This is a genomic window from Streptomyces silvae (genome assembly GCF_016745505.1).
GTDB lineage: Bacteria > Actinomycetota > Actinomycetes > Streptomycetales > Streptomycetaceae > Streptomyces > Streptomyces silvae.
Genome location: NZ_JAERUC010000184.1, coordinates 37,162 through 61,538, shown reverse-complemented (window position 1 = coordinate 61,538; position 24,377 = coordinate 37,162). Strand labels below are relative to the sequence as shown.

Annotated in this window: 22 protein-coding genes; 15 read left to right on the top strand and 7 right to left on the bottom strand. The window is 72.1% G+C overall.

The features are described from left to right. The first annotated feature begins 187 nt into the window (after window positions 1–187). A complete protein-coding gene (locus JKV81_RS29330; RefSeq protein ID WP_129260536.1) occupies window positions 188–760 on the top strand; it encodes a DUF6328 family protein in 573 nt (190 codons plus the stop codon). A 4-nt stretch (window positions 761–764) separates the two neighbouring features. Here JKV81_RS29330 and JKV81_RS29325 read toward each other — a convergent pair whose 3' ends face one another. The 3 genes from JKV81_RS29325 to JKV81_RS29315 all read right to left on the bottom strand — a co-directional run bounded on the left by JKV81_RS29325 (window position 765) and on the right by JKV81_RS29315 (window position 2,992). Continuing rightward, window positions 765–1,598, bottom strand: a complete 834-nt coding sequence (locus tag JKV81_RS29325) for a VOC family protein (protein WP_129260535.1) — start codon at window positions 1,596–1,598, stop codon at window positions 765–767. A gap of 102 nt (window positions 1,599–1,700) precedes the next feature. Continuing rightward, window positions 1,701–2,618 (bottom strand): cation diffusion facilitator family transporter, encoded by a 918-nt coding sequence (locus tag JKV81_RS29320; protein WP_129260534.1) that lies wholly within the window; start codon window positions 2,616–2,618, stop codon window positions 1,701–1,703. Window positions 2,619–2,644: 26 nt separating this feature from the next. After that, on the bottom strand, window positions 2,645–2,992 hold the full coding sequence (locus JKV81_RS29315; RefSeq protein ID WP_202078658.1) for a DUF6479 family protein: 348 nt from the start codon (window positions 2,990–2,992) through the stop codon (window positions 2,645–2,647). Window positions 2,993–3,080: 88 nt separating this feature from the next. On the opposite strand from JKV81_RS29315, the gene JKV81_RS29310 reads away from it, so the two are divergent. From JKV81_RS29310 to JKV81_RS29260, 11 genes are all read left to right on the top strand, one after another. Then, the gene (locus tag JKV81_RS29310; protein ID WP_202078657.1) at window positions 3,081–4,046 is read left to right on the top strand and encodes an LLM class F420-dependent oxidoreductase; all 966 of its coding nucleotides are present in this window, start codon (window positions 3,081–3,083) and stop codon (window positions 4,044–4,046) included. 148 nt (window positions 4,047–4,194) lie between these two features. Beyond that, window positions 4,195–7,467: a formate dehydrogenase gene (gene fdh, locus JKV81_RS29305; protein ID WP_202078656.1), complete on the top strand. Its 3,273-nt coding sequence runs from the start codon at window positions 4,195–4,197 to the stop codon at window positions 7,465–7,467. An 8-nt stretch (window positions 7,468–7,475) separates the two neighbouring features. Next, entirely contained in the window at window positions 7,476–8,390 is a 915-nt protein-coding gene (locus JKV81_RS29300) for a 4Fe-4S dicluster domain-containing protein (protein ID WP_129266819.1), read from the top strand. Further along, window positions 8,387–9,322 carry an NrfD/PsrC family molybdoenzyme membrane anchor subunit gene (gene nrfD, locus JKV81_RS29295; protein WP_129260530.1) on the top strand — a complete coding sequence of 312 codons (936 nt, stop codon included), beginning with the start codon at window positions 8,387–8,389 and terminating at the stop codon, window positions 9,320–9,322. Before JKV81_RS29300 ends, nrfD begins: the two co-directional genes overlap by 4 nt. A gap of 13 nt (window positions 9,323–9,335) precedes the next feature. After that, window positions 9,336–9,731 (top strand): hypothetical protein, encoded by a 396-nt coding sequence (locus JKV81_RS29290; RefSeq protein WP_099172198.1) that lies wholly within the window; start codon window positions 9,336–9,338, stop codon window positions 9,729–9,731. Window positions 9,732–9,767: 36 nt separating this feature from the next. Next, window positions 9,768–10,340 (top strand): 2Fe-2S iron-sulfur cluster-binding protein, encoded by a 573-nt coding sequence (locus tag JKV81_RS29285; RefSeq protein WP_129260529.1) that lies wholly within the window; start codon window positions 9,768–9,770, stop codon window positions 10,338–10,340. Beyond that, window positions 10,337–11,326, top strand: a complete 990-nt coding sequence (locus tag JKV81_RS29280; RefSeq protein ID WP_202078655.1) for an FAD binding domain-containing protein — start codon at window positions 10,337–10,339, stop codon at window positions 11,324–11,326. The genes JKV81_RS29285 and JKV81_RS29280 overlap by 4 nt, the downstream gene beginning before the upstream one ends. Window positions 11,327–11,372: 46 nt before the next feature. After that, complete coding sequence (locus tag JKV81_RS29275) at window positions 11,373–13,469, top strand: xanthine dehydrogenase family protein molybdopterin-binding subunit (RefSeq protein WP_129260527.1); 2,097 nt, start codon at window positions 11,373–11,375, stop codon at window positions 13,467–13,469. A gap of 152 nt (window positions 13,470–13,621) precedes the next feature. After that, the gene (locus JKV81_RS29270) at window positions 13,622–14,083 is read left to right on the top strand and encodes an ATP-binding protein (protein WP_099171292.1); all 462 of its coding nucleotides are present in this window, start codon (window positions 13,622–13,624) and stop codon (window positions 14,081–14,083) included. A 147-nt stretch (window positions 14,084–14,230) separates the two neighbouring features. Then, the gene (locus JKV81_RS29265; RefSeq protein WP_202078654.1) at window positions 14,231–15,634 is read left to right on the top strand and encodes an NADP-dependent succinic semialdehyde dehydrogenase; all 1,404 of its coding nucleotides are present in this window, start codon (window positions 14,231–14,233) and stop codon (window positions 15,632–15,634) included. Window positions 15,635–15,697: 63 nt separating this feature from the next. Then, on the top strand, window positions 15,698–18,085 hold the full coding sequence (locus JKV81_RS29260; RefSeq protein ID WP_202078653.1) for a phosphoketolase family protein: 2,388 nt from the start codon (window positions 15,698–15,700) through the stop codon (window positions 18,083–18,085). Between the two features lie 79 nt (window positions 18,086–18,164). Here the strand turns inward: JKV81_RS29260 and JKV81_RS29255 are convergent, their stop codons facing one another. Further along, window positions 18,165–18,572 carry a hypothetical protein gene (locus tag JKV81_RS29255; protein ID WP_202078651.1) on the bottom strand — a complete coding sequence of 136 codons (408 nt, stop codon included), beginning with the start codon at window positions 18,570–18,572 and terminating at the stop codon, window positions 18,165–18,167. Window positions 18,573–18,711: 139 nt separating this feature from the next. Next, window positions 18,712–19,827: a baeRF3 domain-containing protein gene (locus JKV81_RS29250; protein ID WP_202078649.1), complete on the bottom strand. Its 1,116-nt coding sequence runs from the start codon at window positions 19,825–19,827 to the stop codon at window positions 18,712–18,714. Between the two features lie 220 nt (window positions 19,828–20,047). On the opposite strand from JKV81_RS29250, the gene glsA reads away from it, so the two are divergent. After that, window positions 20,048–21,400: a glutaminase A gene (gene glsA / locus JKV81_RS29245; protein WP_129260523.1), complete on the top strand. Its 1,353-nt coding sequence runs from the start codon at window positions 20,048–20,050 to the stop codon at window positions 21,398–21,400. Window positions 21,401–21,431: 31 nt separating this feature from the next. Here the strand turns inward: glsA and JKV81_RS29240 are convergent, their stop codons facing one another. Continuing rightward, window positions 21,432–22,253, bottom strand: a complete 822-nt coding sequence (locus tag JKV81_RS29240; protein WP_129260522.1) for an endonuclease I family protein — start codon at window positions 22,251–22,253, stop codon at window positions 21,432–21,434. A gap of 212 nt (window positions 22,254–22,465) precedes the next feature. Between JKV81_RS29240 and JKV81_RS29235 the strand changes: the two genes are divergently transcribed. Next, window positions 22,466–22,678: a hypothetical protein gene (locus JKV81_RS29235; RefSeq protein WP_124278767.1), complete on the top strand. Its 213-nt coding sequence runs from the start codon at window positions 22,466–22,468 to the stop codon at window positions 22,676–22,678. 72 nt (window positions 22,679–22,750) lie between these two features. Next, window positions 22,751–23,908, top strand: a complete 1,158-nt coding sequence (locus JKV81_RS29230) for a methyltransferase (protein WP_202078647.1) — start codon at window positions 22,751–22,753, stop codon at window positions 23,906–23,908. Between the two features lie 6 nt (window positions 23,909–23,914). Here JKV81_RS29230 and JKV81_RS29225 read toward each other — a convergent pair whose 3' ends face one another. Continuing rightward, complete coding sequence (locus JKV81_RS29225) at window positions 23,915–24,343, bottom strand: hypothetical protein (protein ID WP_202078645.1); 429 nt, start codon at window positions 24,341–24,343, stop codon at window positions 23,915–23,917. Window positions 24,344–24,377: the final 34 nt, after the last annotated feature.

Genomic DNA, 24,377 nt, shown 5'->3' with positions numbered 1-24,377 from the left:
CCAGGCCGGGTGGGGGAGCGCGGCCCCCGGCCGCCGGTGTGGTGGATTCCCCCGCGGCTGCCACCATGGAGAACATCGGCAGGCGTGCCGTCCGCGTCGCCCCGCCGCCGGGGCGACGTCGGCGGTCCAGGATTCACGGGGGTTTCGCGGGGAACCAGTACCACCTCTACGAGGTGGGGAGGCATCGATGGGCCGGAGACCGCGTATCGGCGGGGAGGACGAAGTGCCGGGGACGAACCCGCGCAGCGGGCGGCACGAGACCGAGGAGGAGCGGGCGGACCGGCAGTGGGGCGATCTGCTCCAGGAACTCCGGGTCGCGCAGACCGGTGTCCAGATCCTGTTCGGCTTCCTCCTCGCGGTGGTCTTCCAGCCCCGCTTCTCCGACCTCTCCACCGTCGACCGGAACATCTACGTCGTCACCGTCATGCTGGGGTCGGCGACCGCGGCCGCGCTCATAGGGCCCGTGTCGTACCACCGGCTGCTCACCGGCCGCCGGATGAAGCCGCAGACCGTCATCTGGGCCTCACGCCTGACGAAGCTCGGGCTCGGCCTGCTCTTCGGCACGATGTGCAGCGCGCTGCTGCTCATCCTCCGGGTGGCTCTGCACAACTCGGTGGCCCTGTGGCTGGTGGGCGGAATGGCCCTGTGGTTCCTGGCCTGCTGGTTCGTCTTCCCGCTCTGGGCCATCGCCCGCGACAACCGCCGGCCGGGCGACGGGGGAGAGGACCCGGACCCCGAGGAGCCCGGCCCGCGTCCCTGACCGGTCAGCTCCCGTCCTCGTCCGCGCCCGCCGGGCCGCGTACGTCCGTCACGGTGAAGAGCCCGCCGTCCGGGTCCCGCAGCGTCGCCTCGTTGCCGTACTGCACGTCGCGGCGCTCCATGAGGGTGCCGCCGTTCCGCTCCGCGGCGAGCACCGTCGCGCCCACGTCGGGGACCGGGAACTGCACCTGCCAGTGCGGGCGCACCTGCGGGTCGGGGGCGGCCTCGACGGCACCGGAGCTGATCCGGGCCAGCGGGCGCCCGTTGCAGCGTACGAGCACCTCTTCCTTCACGTACGCCGCCTCGCAGCCGCCGGGCTCGCCGCTCGCCCAGCCGAGGACCTCGCCGTAGAAGATCGCGGCGTCGAAGGCGTCCCTGGTGCGCAGCCGGAGCCAGGCGTGCGCGCGGTTCCCGGACGGTGCCAGGGTGGCCGCGCGCCCCGTCCACTCCCAGACCCCGAAGGACGCGCCGTCCCGGTCGGCGGCCAGGACCGCGCGGCCCGTCCCGATCGTCAGCGGGCCCACGGCCACGGTTCCGCTGCGTTCACGGATGCGGTCCGATACGACGTCGGCGTCCTTGACGGAGAAGTACGGCATCCAGGCCACGGCCACCTGGTAGGCGGACGCGACCGCACCGATGCCCGCGACCGGCACACCGTCGGAGCGGGCCATCAGGAAGTCCCTGCCGAGCGGCCCCCGGCGGAACGTCCAGCCGAGGACGGCGCCGTAGAAGCGGCTCGCGTCCTCCAGGTCGCGGGTCACCAGGTGGACCCAGCACGGGGCGCTCGCGCCGCTCAGCACCGCCGGTTCCGGAGCGGTCCGCGGATCGCTAGGGGTCATGGTCCACTGCCTTATCGTTCTGCGGCATGACTTCTTCGGTGCCGCGCGGCCAGGACCAGCCTCATGCGCCCGGGCGACTCCCGCAACACGCGGCGGGCGCGGTCACACGCCGCCCCGGGGCGGCGCGTTCGTGATGTCGAGGAAGACGTGCTCGGCCTCCGGCCACGACCGTGCGATCGACCGCTTGATCCGGACGGCGACCCGCTCGATCTCCTCGCTGTCGATGCCGGGAGCCAGATCGACCCGGGCCGCCACGAGCACCGAATCGAGGCCGAGGCCCATGGTGAACAGGGCCGCCACGTTGTCGATCTCGGCCTGGGAGGTGAGGAACTCCTCCACGCCCCGGCGCAGCCCCGGTCCGGCGGATTCCCCGATCAGCCGGTCGCGGGCGTCCTTGCCGAGCCGGTAGGCGACGTAGACCAGCAGCAGGCCGATCCCCAGGGAGGCCGACGCCTCCCACACGACGTCACCCGTGACGAGGTGCAGCACCATGCCCGCCATGGCCAGCACGACGCCCAGCACGGCGGTGCTGTCCTCGGCGATCACCGTCCGCAGCGCGGGGTCGCGGGCGGCGCCGCCCTTCTCCCCGCGGAGCTGGACCAGCGCGCGGACCAGGGAGCTGCCCTCCGCGACGAGGGCGACCCCGAGGACGATCAGACCTGCCGTGTACCCGTCGGGCGACTCCTGTTCGTCCCGGCCGAGCGCCTCGATCCCCTGGAAGAACGAGAAGCAGCCCCCCACGACGAAGATCCCGACGGCCGCCAGCAGCGACCAGAAATAGCGCTCCTTGCCGTACCCGAAGGGGTGACGGGCGTCAGGAGGCCGTCGGCTGCGCCTGAGCGCGGCCAGCAGGAAGACCTCGTTCACGCTGTCCGCCACGGAGTGGGCGGCCTCGGACAGCAGGGCGGGGGACCCCGACAGGAATCCCCCCACCCCCTTGGCCACAGCGATGACGAGGTTGGCGCCCAGTGCCACCAGGACCGTGATCCGGGTCCTGCGGTCGGACTTCGGCCGGTTCATGCTCCCCCCATCCGTCGGCGCCGCCGTCAGTCGCGCGGGCGCTCGGGATCGGGGCCGGGCTCGGGCGGGATCACCTCGTTGCCGTGGTCACCGAGTTCGTACGGCGTCATCGCCCGCCCGTCCTCGGGGAAGCGGTCCGAGCCGTGCACGTCGCTCTCCCGGATCTCCGTACGGTGGTCCGGCCGGGCCGGCTGCTCCTCGGGGCGCGGCGGCGGCGACTCCTTGTCCCGGCGCCGCATGCCCCACCAGAAGGCGCCGATCAGCAGCACCACCACGGCGACCCCGACGACGCCGAGGATCACACCTGCCGCACCGCCGCCGCTGTCAGCGAGGGTGGCGGCCAGCGAGTCCCTTGCTCCGTTCGTTACGTCCATGCATGGCGCATACCCCGGGGTATCGATCACAGACAGCCATTGACATGAATTCATGTTTTATGACGATGTCACGGTAAATGTGTTTCGTATGGTTCAAATCGGCTACACGATGATGACCGAGCAAGCAGGCCCGCGAGCCCTCGTCCAGGACGTGGTCGCCGCGGAACGGGCCGGATTCGACTTCTCCGTCACCTCGGATCACTACTTCCCCTGGTTGGCTTCCCAGGGACACGCGCCCTATGCGTGGTCCGTGCTGGGCGCCGCCGCGCAGGCCACCTCCACGATCCCCCTGATGACGTACGTGACCTGCCCGACCACCCGCTACCACCCCGCGGTGATCGCCCAGAAGGCCGCCACGCTCCAACTGCTCGCCGAAGGCCGGTTCCGACTCGGACTCGGCTCGGGGGAGAGCCTCAACGAGCACGTCGTGGGCGGCGGGTGGCCCGCACCCCATGTCCGCCTGGAGATGCTCGAGGAGGCCGTGCACATCATCCGCGCGCTCTTCGACGGGGGCTACGTCAACCACCACGGCGCCCACTTCGACGTGGAGAACGCCAAGCTGTGGGACCTGCCCGAACAGCGCGTCCCCCTCGGCATCGCGGTCTCCGGCGGAAGGTCCTGCGCGCTCGCCGGCCGGCTCGCCGACCTGGTCATCGCGACCGAACCCAAGGGCGAACTCCTGAGCGAGTTCGACCGGCACGGCGGTGCGGGGAAGCCCCGGGTGGGGCAGGTGCCCGTCTGCTACGACCCCGACCGGGACGCCGCGATCGACCGCGCCCACGACCAGTTCTGCTGGTCGCTCGGCGGCTGGAAGGTCAACTCGGAGCTGCCGGGACCGGCCGCCTTCGACCAGGCCACCCAGTTCGTACGCAAGGAGGACATCGCCGACGCGATCCCCTGCGGCCCGGACGTCGACGCGTTCGTCGAGGCCGTACGCCCCTACGCCGAGGCGGGCTTCACCGAGGTCGCCCTCGTCCAGATCGGCGGGGCCCAGCAGGCGCCCTTCATCGACTGGGCCCGCAGCACGCTCCTGCCGGCGCTGCGCGAACTGTAGGCGGCGGCGCGGGCCGTCCCACGTTTCCCCGCCGCACACCGGGTACGAGATCTTTCGCGGGCCCGCCCGTCGAGACCTCGCTCGTGTCGCCGACACGGAGCCGTGGGGCGAGCCTGGAGTCAGTCCCCGGACCGCTGGAGGAATCGCGATGGGAGCAGGCAATCCGCTCGGCCGCTGGCCCGTGTACCGGCAGCTGACCGGCGGCGATCCTCTGGGCAGGGGACGGGCGGTGATGTCACGGGAGACGGAGCAGCTCCGGCCCCGGACGGCCACGGCGGACCGCGTCGTCAAGTCCGTCTGCCCGTACTGCGCGGTGGGCTGCGGCCAGCAGGTGTACGTGAAGGACGACCGGGTCGTCCAGATCGAGGGCGACCCGGACTCACCCGTCAGCCGCGGCAGGCTCTGCCCCAAGGGCTCCTCGACGCTCCAGCTCACCACCGGCCCGGCCCGCCGTCACCAGGTGCTCCACAGGCGCCCTTACGGCACCGACTGGGAGCCGCTCGACCTGGAGACCGCGATGGACATGGTCGCGGACCGCGTCATCGAGACCCGGCGCAGGACCTGGCAGTGGGAGCACGAGGGGCTCCGCACGGCACGCACCCTGGGCATCGCCAGTCTCGGCGGCGCGACCTTGGACAACGAGGAGAACTACCTGATCAAGAAGCTCTTCACGGGCCTCGGCGTCGTCCAGGTGGAGAACCAGGCGCGGGTCTGCCACAGCTCCACCGTCGCCGGACTCGGCACCTCGTTCGGCCGGGGCGGGGCAACCACCTTCATGCAGGACCTCCAGCACTCGGACTGCATCGTCATCCAGGGATCGAACTTCGCCGAGGCCCACCCGGTCGGTTTCCAGTGGGTGATGGAGGCGAAGGCGCGCGGCGCCCGGATCATCCATGTGGACCCGCGCTTCACCCGTACGAGCGCACTGGCCGATCTTTTCGTGCCCATCCGCGCCGGCAGCGACATCGCGTTCCTCGGCGGCATCATCAACCACGTCCTCAGCGAGGAGAAGGACTTCCGCGAGTACGTCCTCAACTACACCAACGCCGCCACGCTGGTCGGCGACGACTTCCGGGACACCGAGGACCTCGACGGAGTCTTCTCCGGTCTCGACGAGGAACGCGCCCACTACGACCCCAGCAGCTGGCAGTACCGGGACTCCGAGGTGCAGTCGCCCGCCGGGGACGTGGACGAGCAGTACGAGGAACGCGCCAGGAGCGACGACGCGCAGAGCCGGATCCACTCCGCGGCCAGGTCCGAGACCCACGGGTCGGGAGGCGCGCAGGCCGGCGCACGGCCGCCGCGCGACGAGACCCTCCAGGACCCGCGGTGCGTCTATCAGATCCTCAGGCGTCACTACGCCCGCTACACCCCCGAGATGGTCGAGGAGATCTGCGGGGTGAAGCGCGAGGTCTTCCTGGAGGTCTGCGACGCGCTGACCTCCAACTCCGGACGCGAGCGGACCGCCGCCTTCGCGTACGCCGTCGGCTGGACCCAGCACACCACCGGCGCCCAGTGCATCCGCGCGGCGAGCGTGCTCCAGCTGCTCCTGGGCAACATCGGCCGGCCCGGCGGCGGCATCCAGGCGCTGCGCGGGCACGCCTCGATCCAGGGCTCCAGCGACATCCCGACCCTCTTCAACCTGCTGCCGGGCTATCTCCCGATGCCGCACGCCCACGCCCACGAGGACCTCGACGCCTTCATCCGGGCCAGCCGCACCGACAAGGGCTTCTGGGGCAACATGCGGGCCTACTTCGTCAGCCTGCTCAAGGCCTACTACGGGGACGCGGCCACCGCCGCGAACGACTTCTGCTTCGACCACCTGCCCCGCCTCACCGGCTCCCACGGCACGTACGAGACGGTGATGGCGCAGCTGGCGGGGGAGTGCAAGGGCTACTTCCTGATGGGCGAGAACCCGGCCGTCGGCTCCGCCAACACCCGGCTGCAACGGCTCGGCATGGCGCAGCTCGAATGGCTGGTCGTCCGCGACTTCTCCCTCATCGAGTCCGCGACCTGGTGGCAGGACGGCCCGGAGACCGAGACCGGCGAGATGACCACCGAGGAGATCGGCACCGAGGTCTTCTTCTTCCCGGCGGCGGCGCACACCGAGAAGTCCGGCTCCTTCACCAACACCAACCGGTGGCTCCAGTGGCACCACACCGCCGTCGAACCCGAGGGCGACGCGCGCAGCGACCTCTGGTTCATGTACCACCTGGGCCGCCGCATCAAGGAGCGGCTCGCGGGCTCCACCGATCCGATGGACCGCGCCATCCAGGACCTGACCTGGGACTACCCCGTGGACGGGCCGCTCGGTGAACCCGTCTCCGCGGCGGTCCTGGCGGAGATCAACGGACACGGCCCGGACGGGGCGCCGCTCTCCGCCTACACCGAGCTCAAGGACGACGGTTCGACCCGGTGCGGATGCTGGATCTACTGCGGGGTGTACGCGGACGGCGTCAACCAGGCCGCCCGCCGCAAGCCCCACACCGAGCAGGACTGGGTGGCCGCCGAATGGGCCTGGGCCTGGCCCGCGAACCGGCGCATCCTCTACAACCGGGCCTCGGCGGCCCCCGACGGCACCCCGTGGAGCGACCGCAAGGCCCACATCTGGTGGGACGAGGCCGCAGGCCGGTGGACCGGGTACGACGTCCCCGACTTCATCCCCGACCGTGCCCCCGGCCACGTACCTCCGCCCGGCGCCGAGGGGCCCGACGCACTGCGCGGCGACGACCCGTTCATCATGCAGGCCGACGGCAAGGGCTGGCTCTACGCCCCCGCCGGCCTGGAGGACGGCCCGCTGCCCACGCACTACGAGCCGCAGGACTCGCCGTTCACCAACGCGCTCCACCCCTCGCGCTCCCGCTCGCCGGTCAGGAAGCTGCACCCGCGCGAGGGCAACCGCTCCCACCCGAGCGGCGACGAGCCGGGCGCGGACGTGTATCCGTACGTCGTCACCACCCACCGCCTCACCGAACACTTCACGGCGGGCGGGATGAGCCGCTGGTCGCCCTATCTCTCCGAGCTGCAGCCCGAGTTCTTCTGCGAGGTGTCACCGATGCTCGCCGAGGAGAGAGGGCTGGAGCACGGTGGCTGGGCCACCATCGTCACGGCGCGCAACGCCGTCGAGGCCCGCGTCATGGTGACCCGCAGGATCACGCCCCTGACCGTCGGCGGCCGCACCGTGCACCAGATCGGCCTGCCCTTCCACTGGGGCCCCAACGGGATCGCCACCGGGGACGCGGCCAACGAGCTGGTCGCCATCGCGCTCGACCCCAACGCCCTGATCCAGGAGGACAAGGCGCTCACCGCCGACATCCGGCCCGGACGCAGGCCCAGGGGGCCCGCGCTGCCCGAACTCGTCGCCGAGTACCGCCGCAGGGCCGGAATCACCGGGACCACCGGAACGCGGGAGACGTCATGAGGGACATCATGGGGAACGACCTCTTCAGCGGGCCCGAGCCCGACCCGGCGGGCGACGCCGGGCACGAGAACGCCCCGCCGCGCGTCGGCTTCTTCACCGACACCTCCGTCTGCATCGGCTGCAAGGCGTGCGAGGTCGCCTGCAAGGAGTGGAACGCCCTCCCCGAGGACGGGCTGTCGCTCACCGGCATGTCGTACGACAACACCGTCGGCCTGGGCGCCTCCACCTGGCGGCACGTCGCCTTCATCGAGCAGCCCGTGCCCGCCGGACGCACCGAACTGCCGCTCCTCGCACCGGACTCCGGGACGCCCGGGGCGGGTGAGGACGACGGGGCGGGCGTGCGGTGGCTGATGTCCTCGGACGTCTGCAAGCACTGCACCCACGCCGCGTGCCTGGACGTCTGTCCGACCGGATCGCTGTTCCGCACGGAGTTCGGCACCGTCGTCGTCCAGGAGGACATCTGCAACGGCTGCGGCTACTGCGTGCCCGCCTGCCCGTACGGGGTCATCGAGCAGCGCCCCACGGACGGCCGGGCCTTCAAGTGCACCATGTGCTACGACCGCCTGGGCGCCGGGCAGGAACCCGCCTGCGCCAAGGCCTGTCCCACCGAGTCCATCCAGTTCGGCCCGCTCGACGAACTGCGGGAGCGCGCCGCACTGCGGGTGGAGCAGCTGCACGACGCCGGAGTCACCGAGGCACGGCTGTACGGCCACGAACCGGACAACGGGGTCGGAGGGGACGGGGCGTTCTTCCTCCTCATGGACGAACCCGAGGTGTACGGGCTGCCTCCGGACCCCGTGGTCACCACCCGGGACCTGGCCGCCATGTGGCGTCACGCGGGCATCGCCGCACTGTCACTCGTCACGGGCGCGGCCCTGTCCTTCGCCCTTCCCGCACTCACCCGAAGGAGCGGCCGGACATGACCAGCGGCACGACCAGCAGGCAGAAACCCCGCCGTGAGGAGCCCGTGTCCTACTACGGACGCCCCGTCATCAAGGCACCGTCGTGGTCCGCCCAGGACATCGCCGGCTACTTCTTCCTCGGCGGCCTCGCGGGCGCCGGGTCCGTCGTCGCCGCCGGAGCCCAGCTGACCGGCCGCGCCACCACGGCCAAGGCCCTGAAGGTGTCCTCCCTCGCCGCCGTCAGTCTCTCCGCCGCCGCGCTCGTCCACGACCTCGGCCGTCCGTCGCGCTTCTCGCACATGCTGCGCGTCTTCAAGCCGACCTCCCCGATGAGCATGGGCTCCTGGCTGCTCTCCGTCTACGGGCCGGCCGCCGGTGCCGCCGCCCTCACCGCGGTAACGGGACGGCTGCCCAGGACCGGCGTGGCCGCCACCACGGCCGCCGCGGTGCTCGGGCCCGCCCTGGCGACGTACACCGCGGTCCTGGCCGCCGACACCGCCGTACCCGCGTGGCACGGCGCCCACCGTGAACTCCCCTACCTCTTCGCGGCGTCGGCCACCGCCGCTGCCGCCGGAATGGCACTGGCCACCGGGCCACCGCACGAGAACACCCCGGCGCGCTACGCCTGCGTACTCGCCGCCGTCGCCGACGGTGCCGCGACCCACGCCATGGAGCGGCGCCTCGGCACCGTCGCGGTGACCTGCCGCGAGGGCCGGGCCGGAGCGCTGCTGCGCACGGCACGCGGGCTCACCGCGGCCGGAGCGGCGGCGGCCCTCCTCCTCGGCCACCGCAGCCGTCCCGTCGCCGTCGGCGCGGGCCTCGCGCTGCTCGCCGGATCGGTCTGCACACGCTTCGGGATCTTCGCGGCGGGCATCGCCTCCGCAGAGGACCCCGCCCACACGGTCGGCCCCCAGCGCGAGGCCGCCGAGCAGCGCGCACAGCGCTCCCAGTGAAAGGAATCCAGTGGTGAACAGCACGCGGGAACAGACACAGGAACACCAGGAGAGCGGCGATGTCGTGGTGGCGGTGACGGGCTGCCCCAAGGAGGACGCACGCACCGTGTTCGACGTGCTGCGCCGCTCGTTCGTCTCCGACCGCCCGGCGGGCGACACCCCCGAGGACGCGTCGGACACCCGCCCCACCGTGTGGACCGCGACCGTCGACGTCTCCGAGACGAAGACCGGCCCGGGGCCCTCGCGGCTCTCCGTGCCGGTGATGGTCGAGGCCCAGGGCGGCTACTGGGCGGTCGACCGCCTCCGCAAGCACCTGGCCGACGCCTTCACCGTCCGGCTCGTCGGCACGGCCGCCGGCGACCAGGAGCAGGAGATCCGCCTGAGGCTGGAGAGCCACCGGCCCGCGTGACGCCCGTACGACCCGAACCCGGAAGGTAATGCGCAGATGAACGCCACCCCGGGGACCGTCGACGCGGAAGCGGCCCAGGTGCCGACTCCCGACGACTGTTCCACCTTCACCCTGTACGTCAACGGCACGGCACGGACCCTGACACTCGATCACCGCACCACCGTGCTGGACGCCCTGAGGGAGCACCTCGGACTCACCGGCGCCAAGAAAGGCTGCGACCACGGACAGTGCGGAGCGTGCACCGTGCTCGTCGACGGCCGGCGCGCCAACAGCTGTCTCCTGCTCGCCGTCGCCCAGGAGGACGCCCACATCACCACCGTCGAAGGGCTGGCCGAGGGCGACCGGCTGCACCCGCTGCAGTCGGCGTTCCTGGAGAGGGACGCCCTCCAGTGCGGCTACTGCACCCCCGGGCAGATCTGCTCGGCCGCCGGCATGCTCGGTGAGGCCGAGGACGGCTTCCCCTCGCACGCCACCCCCCGGGCGGTGCTCGCCGCCGGGGGACCGGTCGCGCTGGACGCGGACGAGATCCGCGAGCGCATGAGCGGCAACCTCTGCCGGTGCGGTGCCTACCCGCACATCGTCGAGGCGATCGAGGACGTGGCCCCGTGAGACCCTTCGCCTATCTGCGCCCCGCATCCGTTGCCGAAGCCGTCCGCGCCGGCGCCGGGCATCCCGGCGCACGGTTCCTCGGCGGCGGCACCAACCTCGTCGACCTGATGAAGCTCGGCGTCGAGTCGCCCGGCCTGCTCGTCGACGTCAGCCGGCTGCCGCTGGACCGGGTGGAACCGACCGACGACGGCGGTCTCCGGATCGGCGCCACCGTGCGCAACAGCGACCTGGCCGCCCACCCCGGCGTACGGAGCGGCTACCCCGCCCTGTCGCAGGCCCTGCTGGCCGGCGCCTCCGGGCAGCTGCGCAACACCGCCACCACCGGCGGGAACCTGCTCCAGCGCACCCGGTGCCCGTACTTCCAGGACGTCTCCAAGCCCTGCAACAAACGGCTGCCCGGCTCCGGCTGCCCGGCCAGGGAGGGCGCACACCGCGATCTCGCGGTGCTGGGCCACTCCGAGGACTGCGTCGCCACCAACCCCTCGGACATGGCGGTCGCCCTCGCCGCGCTCGACGCCGCGATCCTGCTGCACGGACCCGAGGGCGAGCGGACCGTGCCCGTGACCGACTTCCACCGGCTGCCCGGCGACAACCCGGACCAGGACACGGTGATCCGCCCGGGCGAGCTGATCACCGAGGTGGTGCTGCCGCCGCCCGCCGCCACCTCCCTGTACCGCAAGGCCCGCGACCGCGCCTCGTACGCCTTCGCCCTGGCCTCCGTCGCTGCCGTGCTGAGCGTGCGCGACGGCCGGGTCGAGCGGGCCGCCCTCGCCTTCGGCGGAGTCGCGCCCCGGCCCTGGCGTGCCCGGGTGGCCGAGGACGTGCTGCGCGGCGCCCCCGCGGACGAGGAGACCTTCGCACGCGCCGTGAGCGCCGAACTCGCCACGGCCCGGCCCCTGCGCGACAACGGCTTCAAGGTGGACCTGGCCCACCGGCTGGCCGTCGGCGCCCTGGCCGAACTCGCCGGCCTCGCGCCGCCCGCCTGACCCGCCGTCGCCCCGCACACCCCCCGAGAGACCGAGGACGTCCGTCATGAGCGACACCACCCGGGCGCTGGGCGCGCCCGTACTCCGGCGCGAGGGCCGGGACAAGGTCACCGGCACCGCCCGGTACGCCGCGGAACACACCACGCCGGGCTGTCTGTACGGCTGGGTCGTCCCGGCCACCGTGGCGAGCGGGCGCGTCACCGCGATCCGTACCGCCGACGCGCTCGCGGTGCCGGGGGTGCACACCGTCCTGACCCAGGACAACGCGCCACGGCTGAAGGAGCCCGACGACCCGATCCTCGCCGTGCTCCAGGACGACCGGGTTCCGCACCGGGGCTGGCCCGTGGCCCTCGTCCTCGCGGAGAGCCTGGAATCCGCCCGGGCCGGTGCGGAGGCCGTGCACGTCGAGTACGCCACCACCGGGCACGACGTCGTCCTCACCGCCGACCACCCCGGCCTCTACACCCCCGAGGAGGCCAACGGCGGCTACCCGGCCCTGCGCGAACGCGGTGACGCCATGCGCGCCTTCGACGCCGCACCCGTGCGGATCGACGCCACCTACACGCTGCACGGGCTGCACAACCACCCCATGGAACCGCACGCCTCCACCGCCCGGTGGGCCGACGGGCATCTGACCGTCCACGACTCCAGCCAGGGCTCGACCGCCGTGCGTGAGAGCCTCGCCAAGGCCCTGGGGCTCGACCGCGACCGCATCACCGTCATCTCCGAGCACGTCGGCGGCGGCTTCGGCTCCAAGGGCACCCCCCGCCCCCAGGCCGTCCTCGCCGCGATGGCCGCCCGGCACACCGGCCGCCCGGTCCAGCTCTCCCTGCCCCGGCGGTACATGGCGGCGGTCGTGGGACACAGGGCGCCCACCCTGCAACGGGTACGCCTGGGCGCCGACCGCGACGGCGTGCTCTCCAGCGTCTCCCACGAGATCGCCACCCACACCTCGCGGATCAAGGAGTTCGTCGAGCAGGCCGCCGTGCCCGCCCGCATCATGTACGCCTCGCCCCACAGCCGCACCGAGCACCGGGTGGTGGCGCTCGACGTGCCCAGCCCGTCCTGGATGCGCGCGCCGGGGGAGGCCTCGGGCATGTACGCCCTGGAGTCCGCCATGGACGAACTGGCCAACGCCCTCGGGCTCGACCCCGTCGAGCTGAGGCTGCGCAACGAACCGCAGACCGAACCCGACAGCGGGCGCCCGTTCAGCAGCCGCGGCCTCACGGCCTGCCTGCGCGAGGGAGCCCGCCGCTTCGGCTGGTACGACCGGGACCCGCAGCCCGCCACCCGCGAGGAGGGCCCCTGGCTGCTCGGCACGGGCGTCGCCTCGGCCACGTACCCCGTCCTCGTCTCGAAGGCGGCTGCCACCGCGCAGGCCGCTCCCGACGGCTCCTACCGGATCGGGGTCAACGCCACCGACATCGGCACCGGCGCCCGCACCGTCCTCGCGCAGATCGCCGCCTCGGTCCTGGACACGCCGCAGGAGAACGTGACGGTCGACATCGGCAACAGCGATCTGCCCCCCGCCCCCGTCGCGGGCGGCTCCTCCGGCACCGCCTCCTGGGGCTCCGCGGTCCACAAGGCCGCCACCGCGCTGGTACGCCGGCTCGACGGGCACACCGGACCGATCCCGCCGGAGGGCGTCACCGTCACCGCCGACACCGGCGAGGAGACCGCACAGGAGTCCCCGTACGCCCGGCACGCCTTCGGCGCCCACTTCGCGGAGGTGGCCGTCGACTCCCTCACCGGCGAGGTCCGGGTGCGCCGGCTGCTCGGGGTGTTCGCCGCCGGACACATCCTCAACTCCCGTACGGCACGATCCCAGTTCATCGGCGGCATGGTCATGGGGCTCGGGATGGCCCTCACCGAGGGCAGCACCATGGACCCGGCCTTCGGCGACTTCACCGAGAGCGACCTGGCCTCGTACCACGTACCGTCCTGCGCCGACGTCCCCGACATCCAGGCGCACTGGATCGACGAGGACGACCCGCACCTCAACCCCATGGGGAGCAAGGGCATCGGCGAGATCGGCATCGTCGGGACCGCCGCCGCCATCGGGAACGCCGTACGGCACGCCACCGGCGCCCGGCTGCGCGAACTGCCCCTCACCCCGGACAAACTGCTGCCCTACCTGCCGTGACGCCCGGTGCCGGCCCCTTCGGTTGCGCAAGCGGCCCCGTCGGGTCACCCTGATGAGTGACCCAGAAGTGATTACTGCTCACGCTTCGTGTTCGGGGGTCGTTGGTTCAAACGAGGTGAAGCATGTGGGCCTCGCGGTGAGGAGCCTCGACGATGACCGTTCCACTCGACCGGCACTATCTGGTCGAACTGCAGGTGTCGGCAGAGCGCATTTCCCAGCTGCGGCGCATAGTCGCCGCACACCTTCGTCACTGGAGTCTCGATCTGCACGTCCGGCCCGTGTGCCGGGCGGCGGAGGAGCTCCTGACGAACGTCCAGCGACACGTCGGCGACGACAACCACTGCGTCGTCGAACTCCGCTGGAGCGGCCGGCACCTGACGGTGTCCGTGGCCGACGACGATTCCCGGATGCCCCGGCTGCTCGACGGCGGTGGCGGCGGCCTCAGCCGCGTCATGGCCCTCAGCGACAGCTGGGGCACCTGCCGGACCACCGACGGCAAGGTCGTGTGGTTCACGCGCTACGCCGAGTCGCCGAGTACCACCGGGCTGCTCCCGCGTACCCCGCTCCCCGGCGGACGTACGTTCCTCAGCGGCCCGGTCGCCGAACTCGTGTGACCGACAGCTCTGCCGGCCCCGGCCGGTGCGGACGGCGTGCCCGCGGCACGCATGATCCGCGCCGGCCGGGTACGTGTGCGTGAGGGTCGCGTTGCGCGCGGGGGCGTGGCGCGGCACGGTCGAAGAACAACGCTAGGAGGCACTGCCATGCCCATCGCGACGGTCAATCCCGCGAACGGCGAGACGCTCAGGACATTCGACGCGCTGGACGAGCGGGAGACCGAGCGCAGGCTCGCCGCCGCGCACCGCGCGTTCCACGACCACCGCACCACGACCTTCGCCGAGCGCGCCCGCCTGATGAACCGGGCCGCCGATCTCCTCGACGAGGACCAGCAGGAGATCGCCCGCACCATGACTACCGAGATGGGCAAGCCGGTCAAGGCCGCCCGCGCCGAGGCCGCCAAGTGCGCCAAGGCCATGCGCTGGTACGCGGCCAACGCCGAACGCCTGCTCGCCGACGAGCACCCCGACGAGGCCGACGTCAAGGACTCCGGTGCCACCCGCGCCCGGGTGCACTACCGGCCGCTCGGCGTCGTGCTCGCCGTGATGCCGTGGAACTTCCCGCTCTGGCAGGTCATGCGCTTCGCCGCGCCCGCCCTCATGGCCGGCAACACCGGCCTGCTCAAGCACGCGTCGAACGTGCCGCAGACCGCCCTGTACATCGAGGACCTGTTCACCAGGGCCGGATTCCCGGCCGGCGTCTTCCAGACGCTCCTCATCGGCTCGGGCGCCGTCGAGGCGGTCCTGCGCGACCCGCGGGTCGCCGCCGCGACGCTCACCGGCAGCGAACCGGCCGGCCGCTCGGTCGCCTCCGTCGCGGGCGACGAGGTGAAGAAGACCGTGCTGGAACTGGGCGGCAGTGACCCTTACGTCGTCCTGCCCTCGGCGGACGTCGAGAAGGCCGCCGACACCGCCGTGACCGCCCGCGTCCAGAACAACGGCCAGTCCTGTATCGCGGCCAAGCGCTTCATCGTCCACACGGACGCCTACGACGCGTTCACCGAGCGCTTCACGGCCGGGATGCGCGCCCTGACCGTCGGCGACCCGCTGGAGGAGTCCACCGACGTCGGGCCGCTCTCCAGCGAACAGGGCCGCGCCGACCTCGAGGAACTCGTCGAGGACGCCCTCGCCAAGGGCGCCACCGTGCTGTGCGGCGGCGGACGGCCCGCTGGGCTGGACCGCGGCTGGTTCTACGAGCCCACCGTGCTCACCGGCATCACCCCGGACATGCGCATCCACCGCGAGGAGACCTTCGGCCCGGTGGCGACGCTCTACCGGGTGGCGGACCTGGACGAGGCCGTGGACCTCGCCAACGACACCCCCTTCGGTCTCAGTTCCAACGTCTGGACGCGCGACGCGGGGGAGATGGACCGCTGTGTACGCGACCTGGAGGCAGGCGGGGTCTTCTTCAACGGCATGACGGCCTCCCACCCCGCGCTGCCCTTCGGCGGTGTGAAGCGCTCCGGCTACGGGCGCGAGCTGGCAGGACACGGGATCCGCGAGTTCTGCAACGCCACCACCGTCTGGTACGGCCCCGGCTCGGACGCGTGAACAACCCTGCGGGTCAAAACATCTAGACCGTACGCAGCCAGCCTTGCCCCAGGGAGACGCTTCATGACCGACGCCCGCACACCCTCCGGGGCCTCAGCCCTGTCCGACGCCGAGACCGAGGCGCTCGACGCCCACTGGCGCGCCGCCAACTACCTCGCGGTCGGCCAGATCTACCTGATGGCCAACCCCCTGCTGGAGGAGCCGCTGGCCCCCGAGCACATCAAACCGCGGCTGCTCGGCCACTGGGGCACCTCACCCGGGCTGAACCTCGTCCACACCCACCTCAACCGGATCGTCAAGACACGGAACCGGCCCGCCCTCTGCGTCTGGGGGCCGGGCCACGGCGGCCCCGCCGTCCTCGCCAACTCCTGGCTGGAGGGCAGCTACTCCGAGACGTACCCCGACATCAGCCGCGACCGCGCCGGAATGGCAGCCCTGTTCAAGCAGTTCTCCTTCCCCGGCGGTGTGCCCAGCCACGTCGCCCCCGAGACACCCGGCTCCATCCACGAGGGCGGCGAACTGGGCTACGCGCTCACCCACGCCTACGGCGCCGCCTTCGACCACCCCGAACTGCTGGTCGCCTGTGTCGTCGGGGACGGAGAGGCGGAGACGGGACCGCTGGCCGCCTCCTGGCATTCGAACAAGTTCCTCGACCCGGTGCACGACGGGGCCGTCCTGCCGATCCTCCACCTCAACGGATACAAGATCGCGAACCCGACGGTCCTCGCCCGGCTGCCCGAGGACGAACTCGACGCGCTCCTGCGCGGATACGGCCACGACCCCCTGTACGTCGAAGGGGACGAGCCCGCCACGGTCCACCGCGCGCTGGCCGCCGCCCTCGACCTCGCCGTGGACCGCATCGACGCATACCAGCGCGCCGCCCGCTCCGAGGGCGCGACCGTACGGCCGCGATGGCCGATGATCGTGCTGCGCACCCCCAAGGGCTGGACGGGCCCGGAGGTGGTGGACGGGCTCCCCGTCGAGAACACCTGGCGCGCCCACCAGGTCCCGCTGCCCGGTGTCCGGGACGACCCCGGCCATCTGCGCCAGCTGGAGGAGTGGATGCGCTCGTACCGGCCCGAGGAACTCTTCGACTCCGAGGGCCGGCCCACCGCCCAGGTCCTGGAGTGCGTCCCCGAGGGCGCCGCCCGCCTCGGCTCGACGCCGTACGCCAACGGCGGACAGCTCCTGCGTGACCTGCCGATCCCCCCGCTGGAGGACCACGCGGTGCGGGTCGACACCCCGGGCACCGTCCTGCACGAACCCACCCGGGTCCTGGGCGGACTGCTGCGGGACGTCATGGCGGCCACCGCCGGCCGCCGGGACTTCCGCGTGGTCGGCCCCGACGAGACCGAGTCCAACCGGCTGGGCGCCCTCTACGGAGCCACCGGAAAGGCCTGGCAGGCCCAGGTGCTCCCGACCGACGAGCACCTGGCCCGCGACGGCCGGGTGATGGAGGTGCTCTCGGAACACCTCTGCGAGGGCTGGCTGGAGGGATACCTCCTGACCGGGCGGCACGGACTGTTCTCCTCGTACGAGGCGTTCGCCCATATCGTCGACTCGATGGTCAACCAGCACATCAAGTGGCTGCGCACCTCGCGCCGGCTGCACTGGCGGGCGCCCATCGCCTCCCTGAACTACCTGCTCACCTCGCATGTCTGGCGCCAGGACCACAACGGCTTCTCGCACCAGGACCCCGGTTTCGTCGACCACATCCTCAACAAGAGCCCCGAGGTCGTCCGGGTCTACATGCCGCCGGACGCCAACACGCTGCTGTCCACCGCGGACCACGTGCTGCGCAGCCGCGACTACGTCAATGTGATCGTCGCAGGCAAGCAGCCCGGCTTCGACTGGCTCACCCTCGACGAGGCCCGCGCGCACTGTGCCCGGGGCGCCGGGGTGTGGGAGTGGGCCGGCACCGAGGACGGCGGGCGCGAGCCCGACGTCGTGCTGGCCTGCGCCGGGGACGTACCCACCCTGGAGACCGTCGCCGCGGCAGGGCTGCTGCGGCGTCACCTCCCGGAGCTCGCCGTACGCGTGGTCAACGTCGTCGACATGACCCGGCTGCTGCCCCACGAGGAGCACCCGCACGGCATGCCGGACGCCGAGTACGACGCGCTGTTCACCCGGGACAAGCCGGTGATCTTCGCCTACCACGGCTATCCCTGGCTGGTGCACCGTCTGGCGTACCGGCGCGCGGGCCACGCCCATCTGCACGTCCGGGGCTACAAGGAGGAGGGGACCACCACCACGCCCTTCGACATGGTGGTCCGCAACGACCTGGACCGCTACCGGCTCGTCATGGACGTGGTCGACCGGGTGCCCGGACTGGGGGTCCGCGCCGTCGCCGTACGGCAGGCGATGGCGGACGTACGCACCCGGCACCACGCCTGGATCCGGGAACACGGGACGGACCTGCCCGAGGTGGCCGACTGGACCTGGGAGGGCTGAAGTTCCGGCCCCCACGCACTCCGGCCGGCCCGCTTCTTCGCGGGCCGGCCGGAGTGCGTGGGGCAGGAGGGGAGGGCGCTCAGTTCACGGTCGTACGGACGACCGGGGAGACGGCGCCGCCGCCGACGATCCGGAGGGCGTTCTCCCCCTTGATGCCGAGCTTCACGCGCAGGGTGTACTCGCCGCTGCGGGCCGTCCTCATCGTGGCGGGCAGGGACACCCAGCGCTTGCCCTGCTTCTGCTGAAGGGTGACCGGGGTGCCGGCGCCGACGTTGCGGGCTGAGCCGTGGACGCGGAACTCCTCCCAGGCCGCGACGGTGCGCGCGGTCGAGTGGGCGGAGAGGGCCGGCCGCGTCGCCAGGTCCTGCGCGCGCTCCCCGGACGGCGGTGCGGGGACACCGGACGACGCCGCGGCCCCGCCCACCGCGCCGGCCAGTGCCACCGCTGTCAGCAGGGCGGCCGCCGATGCGCGCCTGAATCGGTCCATGAATGGCTCTCCTTCGTGCACGACGTGATCGGTGCGATCAACGCGGTGAGATCGACTTGAGAGCGCCAAACCTAGACATAATTCACATAATCCTCACGTAGGGACACGCGGTAAGGCGTCCGTGGCCGGGCGTGCGCGGTCAGAAGCGCAGGGCGGCCGCGATCCTGCCGTGGCCGGCGAGGGAGTCGTCGGCGACGAAGACCACCTCGCCGCCGTTGTCCAGGACCGTCTCGATGAGCTCGTCCACGATGTCCTCGCGGATCCCCTCGTCCCCCGGTGTGACGTCCGCCGGGTCCACGGGCTGCAGGTGGTTGTCGCTGACCCTGACCGTCCGCTGGAAGTGCTCCTCGACGGCGACGAGGGCGACACGGCTCTCCCCGGCGGCTGTCCAGACCTCGTCGAGGCCGCTCGTGAAGGTCTTGGCGCCGAGAGCGGTGTCGAGCCTGTCCCGGACGGCGGCGTCCTTCTGTGCGCGCCAGTCGTCCAGCGCGGCCTTCAGCTCGGCGGCCAGCTCGGGTGCGGTCGTCTCCGCAGTCGTCCCCTTCGGGACCTTGCAGACGGCCGACTTGGCGCACTCCCCGACGTCCTCGAGCAGGGAGAGCGCCTGCGGCAGTCCGACCAGGAACAGCGGCCGCGGGTCCGCTGCCTGCACGGTGCGCAGCTTGCCGTCGACGGCGCGGAAGAAGCTGCGGGTGTCCTCGCTGGAGTAGATGCTCGGGGCGCCGCCGCTCCGGGCCTGGCGCTCCGGGTCGAAGTTCTCGTGCGGGGGCCTCAGCGGGAATCCGTACCCGTCCTCGGCGCGCAGCACCTCGTTCGTGCCCGACCAGAGTGCCGCGTGCTCGGCGGACACGCTCAGCACCCGGAACACCTGGGCCCCGGCCTTCGCCGCGACCAGGTTGCGGGTGAGGTAGCTGTCGCTGAGGACCACCCGTTCGGGGGCGGTGCGCGGCAGCTGCCAGATCTGGTACTCGTCGGGACCGGCGAGGATGACGAGGGAGTCGAGGGCCCGGCGCTGGTCCACCTCGGCCACCGCGCGGTCGAGCTGCGCCTTCACCGCGGCCCCGGTCTCGTGGGACACCCGGGGGTCGGCGTCCAGCCGGCTGCCGGCCTCGGCCACCAGGTTCCGCAGCCGTACGGCGTCCTGGGCGTTGTCCGGCGCGCGTCGGTGGGTCGGCATCGTCAGGGACAGGGCCGGATAGGGCCTGGTCGCGCGAAGTTCCTGCAGCAGGCCGGGCGTCAGGGCGTCCGTATCCATCGTTCCCTCCCGGAGGGTTCGGGGTCCGCGGTGCTGGAGCCACCCCTGGGCGCGGAGCGGCCGTTCAACGAGTCAATTCATACCTTTTGATCATAATATGGGCGAATTGTTGGGGGAATTATCCCTTCACTCCTCCGGAGGTAGATGTGATGTCGCTGGGGGAGTGCTCGCCCTTCACGGGTCCCGCAGGATGCCCCGTACGGCGTCCGGAGGCTTCCCTGTGAGTGCGTCGGAGGCCGTCACGGACACGCTGCGCGAACTCCACGGCCGGTTCGCCGGCGTACGCGAGGGACAGCCGGCCGACTACATCCCGGAGTTGGCCAGGGCCGCCTCCGACGACTTCGGGCTCGCCCTCGTCAGCATGGACGGACATGCCTACGGGGCGGGCGCGGCCGACACCCCTTTCACCCTGCAGTCGGTGTCCAAACCCTTCGTCTACGCCCTCGCGCTGACCGCGCTCGGCCTCGACGAGGTCACCCGCTGGGTGGGCGCCGAGCCGAGCGGCGAGGCGTTCAACGCGATCAGCCTCGAGCACGGCACCGGGCGGCCGGCCAACGCCATGGTCAACGCCGGGGCCATCGTCACCACGGCCCTGGTCCCCGACACCCGCGAGGCTCCTGCGTTCCAGCGCATCCTGACCTGCCTGAGCCGGTTCGCCGGGCGGAAACTGGACGTCGACGAGGGCGTGTACGGCTCCGAGGCCGCGACGGGGGACCGTAACCGGGCGCTCGCCTATCTGATCCGCAGCACCGGCGCCCTGCCCGTCGACCCGGTGGCCGCCGTCGACACCTACTTCCGGCAGTGCGCGGTGCGGGTCACCGCCCTCGACCTCGCCGTGATGGCCGCGACGCTGGCGCACGGCGGCGTCAATCCGGTCACCGGGGAGCGGGTGGTCTCCCCGGAGGTCGCCGCCCAGGTCCTCGCCGTCATGGCCACCTGCGGGATGTACGACTCCTCCGGCGACTGGCTGCTGAGGGTCGGGCTGCCCGCCAAGAGCGGTGTGTCCGGCGGGCTGATCGCCGCCGGCCCCGCACGCTTCGGGCTGGCCGCCTACAGTCCGCTGCTGGACGCGGCGGGCACGTCGGTGCGCGGCCACGCCGCGCTCGCCGCACTCTCGGAACGCTTCGGTCTGCACCTGATGCGGAACCCGGCGCTGCCCGGCTCCACCGTCACGCTGGTCACCACCGCCGATGTGCTGCCCTCGGCGCCGTCCGGACCCCACAGCCGCGCGCTGCGCGAGCGGGTGGGTGTCGTGGCCGCCCAGGGGGCGCTCGACTTCACCGCCGCCGAGCGTGTGCTCCACGCCCTGGACGAGTCGGGTGGGGAGCCGCCCGGACCGGTGGTGCTCGACCTGCGCGAGGTGACCGGCGCCGACTCCGTCGCCCTGTCGCTGCTGCACGCCGGGCTGTCCCGGCTCGCCCGGGACGGGCGGAGCGCGGCCGTCGTCGACCCGGGCGACCGCCTGGGGCCGCCGGACCTGGTCCGGGAACGGACCGGCCAGGACCTGCCGCGCTTCGGCTCCGTCGAGGAGGCCGCCGAACACTGCGCGCAGACCCTGGCCGGACCGGGGTGAGCCGCCGGATCCCGGGGGCTCGTCGCCGGTGCTACCAGATTGCCTCGACCCACTCGGGGTGGTCGATGAACGGGTTCCGGTTGTGCTGGAACCGGTCGAATATGACCTGGTTGCGGTTCTGTTCGAAGCTGTCCGGCGGGTCCTCCTGGCTCCACTGCTTCAGCACCGAGAGCCGCCCGATGTTCGGGGCCGACCCGTTGCTCACGCTGTCGTTCGGCTCCAGGTCGGCGAAGGCGTCGTCGCCCTCGTACCGCACCGCCATGTAGAGGATCATCCGGGCGACATCACCCTTGACCGCGTCGCGCGGTTCGAAGGAGTCGCCGTCGCTGAAGTTGCCGGGCGCTCCCGAGACGGCGCTGCCGCCGTTGTCGAAGTCCTTGTTGCCGCGGACCGAGTTCACCTGGACGTCCTCGGGGCGCAGGTGGTGGATGTCGGTGCCGGGGCCGGTCGCGGTCCCGAAGTCGCCGTGGGACTTGGCCCAGACGTGCTCCCGGTTCCAGTCGCCGGTGTTGCCCCCGTTCTCGCTCTTGGCCTGGGAGCGGCCGGTGTAGAGGAGGATCACGTTGGAGGAGTTGGCCGGGTCCTCGTCGGTCGCCTTGAGCGCGTCCCAGACCTGGCTGTAGGAGAGCGTGGTCTGTTCGCTGATGATCGAGTGCAGCGAGCTCTTGAGCGCGGTACCCGTCTTGCCCAGGGCGTCCTGGTAGTAGGTGTCGTCGAGCGCGGCGGCCGGGGACGCCTGGCCGGCGGACGTGGGGGTGGCGGCGGGCGCGGTGGCCGCGACGCCGGTGAGAACGGCGATCGAGGCGGCTGTCGCGAGGAGTGGACGCGCGTAGAAACGGCGACGGCTGGACATGTGGGGTGTCCTTTCCGGGGCGGCAGAACGGTGTCGTGGGGGCCGGACGTTGACTGCTCGGTCGGGAGCCTTCCACACGCACGGTGCCGGTCGTGTGAACGTTGCGTATTCATCATGTGCAAGTCAAGTGACAAGTCCTCCGGGGTCTCCGGGGTATCGGATGCGGGGATGTCGCCCCGGCGCGAGAATTGCCGGAAGGACGAGGAGGCGGTATGAGCGAAGAGTCCGAATCCGTATCCGTATCCGTGCCGGAAGTGCGGGGGGTGACCCCTGACCGTCTGCTGCACACCGGAGCCGGCGATCAGCCCACCGCGGAGGATCTGGTGCTCGCCTCCGGGCGGGATCTCACCCCCGAGAGCCTGGAATGGGCCCAGCGCAGGCTGTCCGAGGAAGGCCGCTCCGCCATGGACAAGCGGCTCCCCTAGAGCCGGCGGGACCCCCTCCGTGGTGGGGAGCGTGCGGGGCGCTCCCCGCCACTCGGTTAGCCTGAACTCAATATGAACCGTTTGACGACGTCACAGGGCGAATTCGATCTCGCCCGCTTTCCCGAGAACCCCCGCGACCCGTTCCGTGCGTGGGACGCCGCCGACGAGTATCTGCTGCGGCGGCTGGAGGGGGAGGAGGGGAGCGAGCCGGTCCGTCCGTCCGGCACCGTGGCCGTGGTCGGCGACCGCTGGGGCGCCCTCGCCACCGTGCTGGCCGCGTACAGCCCCGTACAGATCACCGACTCGTATCTCACCCGCCGGGCCACCGAGGCCAACCTGGCGCGCAACGGCGCTGCCCCCGACGCGGTGCGCATGCTCTCGGTGCGCGACACCCCGCCGGAGCGCATCGACGTCCTGCTCGTGCGCGTCCCCAAGAGCCTCGCGCTCCTGGAGGACCAGCTCCACAGGCTCGCGCCCGCCGTGCATGCCGGGACCGTGGTCATCGGGACCGGCATGGTGAAGGAGATCCACACCTCCACCCTCAAGCTGTTCGAGCGGATCATCGGCCCCACCCGCACCTCCCTCGCGGTGAAGAAGGCACGGCTCATCTTCTGCACCCCGGACCCGGCCCTGCCCAGGACCCCCAGCCCCTGGCCGCGCCGCTACGAACTGCCCGACGACGTCGGCGTGGTCTCCGGCCGCACGGTCACCAACCACGCCGGGATCTTCTGCGCCGAACGCCTCGACATCGGCACCCGCTTCTTCCTCAAGCACCTCCCGCGGCGCACGGGACCCGACCGCGTCGTCGACCTCGGCTGCGGGAACGGCGTCCTCGGCACAGCCGCGGCACTCGCCAACCCCGACGCCACGGTCACCTTCGTCGACGAGTCCTACCAGGCCGTCGCCTCCGCCGAGGCGACCTTCCACGACAACGCGGGGGCCGACGCCAAGGCCGAGTTCGTGGTCGGCGACGGGACGGCGGACATCCCCCGGGCCGGCGTGGACCTGGTCCTGTGCAACCCGCCGTTCCACTCGCACCAGGCGGTCACCGACGCCACGGCCCGGAACATGTTCGCCGGGGCGCACGCCGCGCTGCGCCAGGGCGGGGAGCTCTGGGTCGTCGGCAACCGGCACCTCGCCTACCACACCCAGCTGCGCCGGATCTTCGGCAACTGCGTCACCGTCGCCGGAGATCCGAAGTTCGTGGTGCTGCGGGCCGTCAAGCGCTGACCCGCCTCAGGAGAGGTCGTCCCGGCCCAGCCAGGACGGCACCTCCGGCACCTGTGCGTCCCAGGCGGGCGGGGGACCGGGCTCCGCCGGCGCCGGCGCCGGCGCTGTGGGCCCGTCCCGCACCTCCGCCTCGGCCGCTTCCTCCGCGGGCTCGGGAACAGTGCTGTCGTACAGCTGCTCGGCCACCGAGAACCGGCAGTGGAAGGGCTGCCAGACGCCCTCGACGACCAGCAGGAAGCCGTCCGCCTCCCGGTACAGCTTCCGGCTCTTCGGGTTGGCGGGGTGGACCGGCTCGAAACGCTCGGCCCGGAGCCGGAGCGCCTCCAGCGCCTCCTCGCGCGTCCCCTCCACATGGTCCATCACGCCGATCGACCACATCCGCCCCTTCCGGCCGTAGCCGAGGTTCTGCTCCACCACCAGTCCCCACGTGGACACAGCCCCACCCCTCCCCGGATCGTGCGCGGTTGCG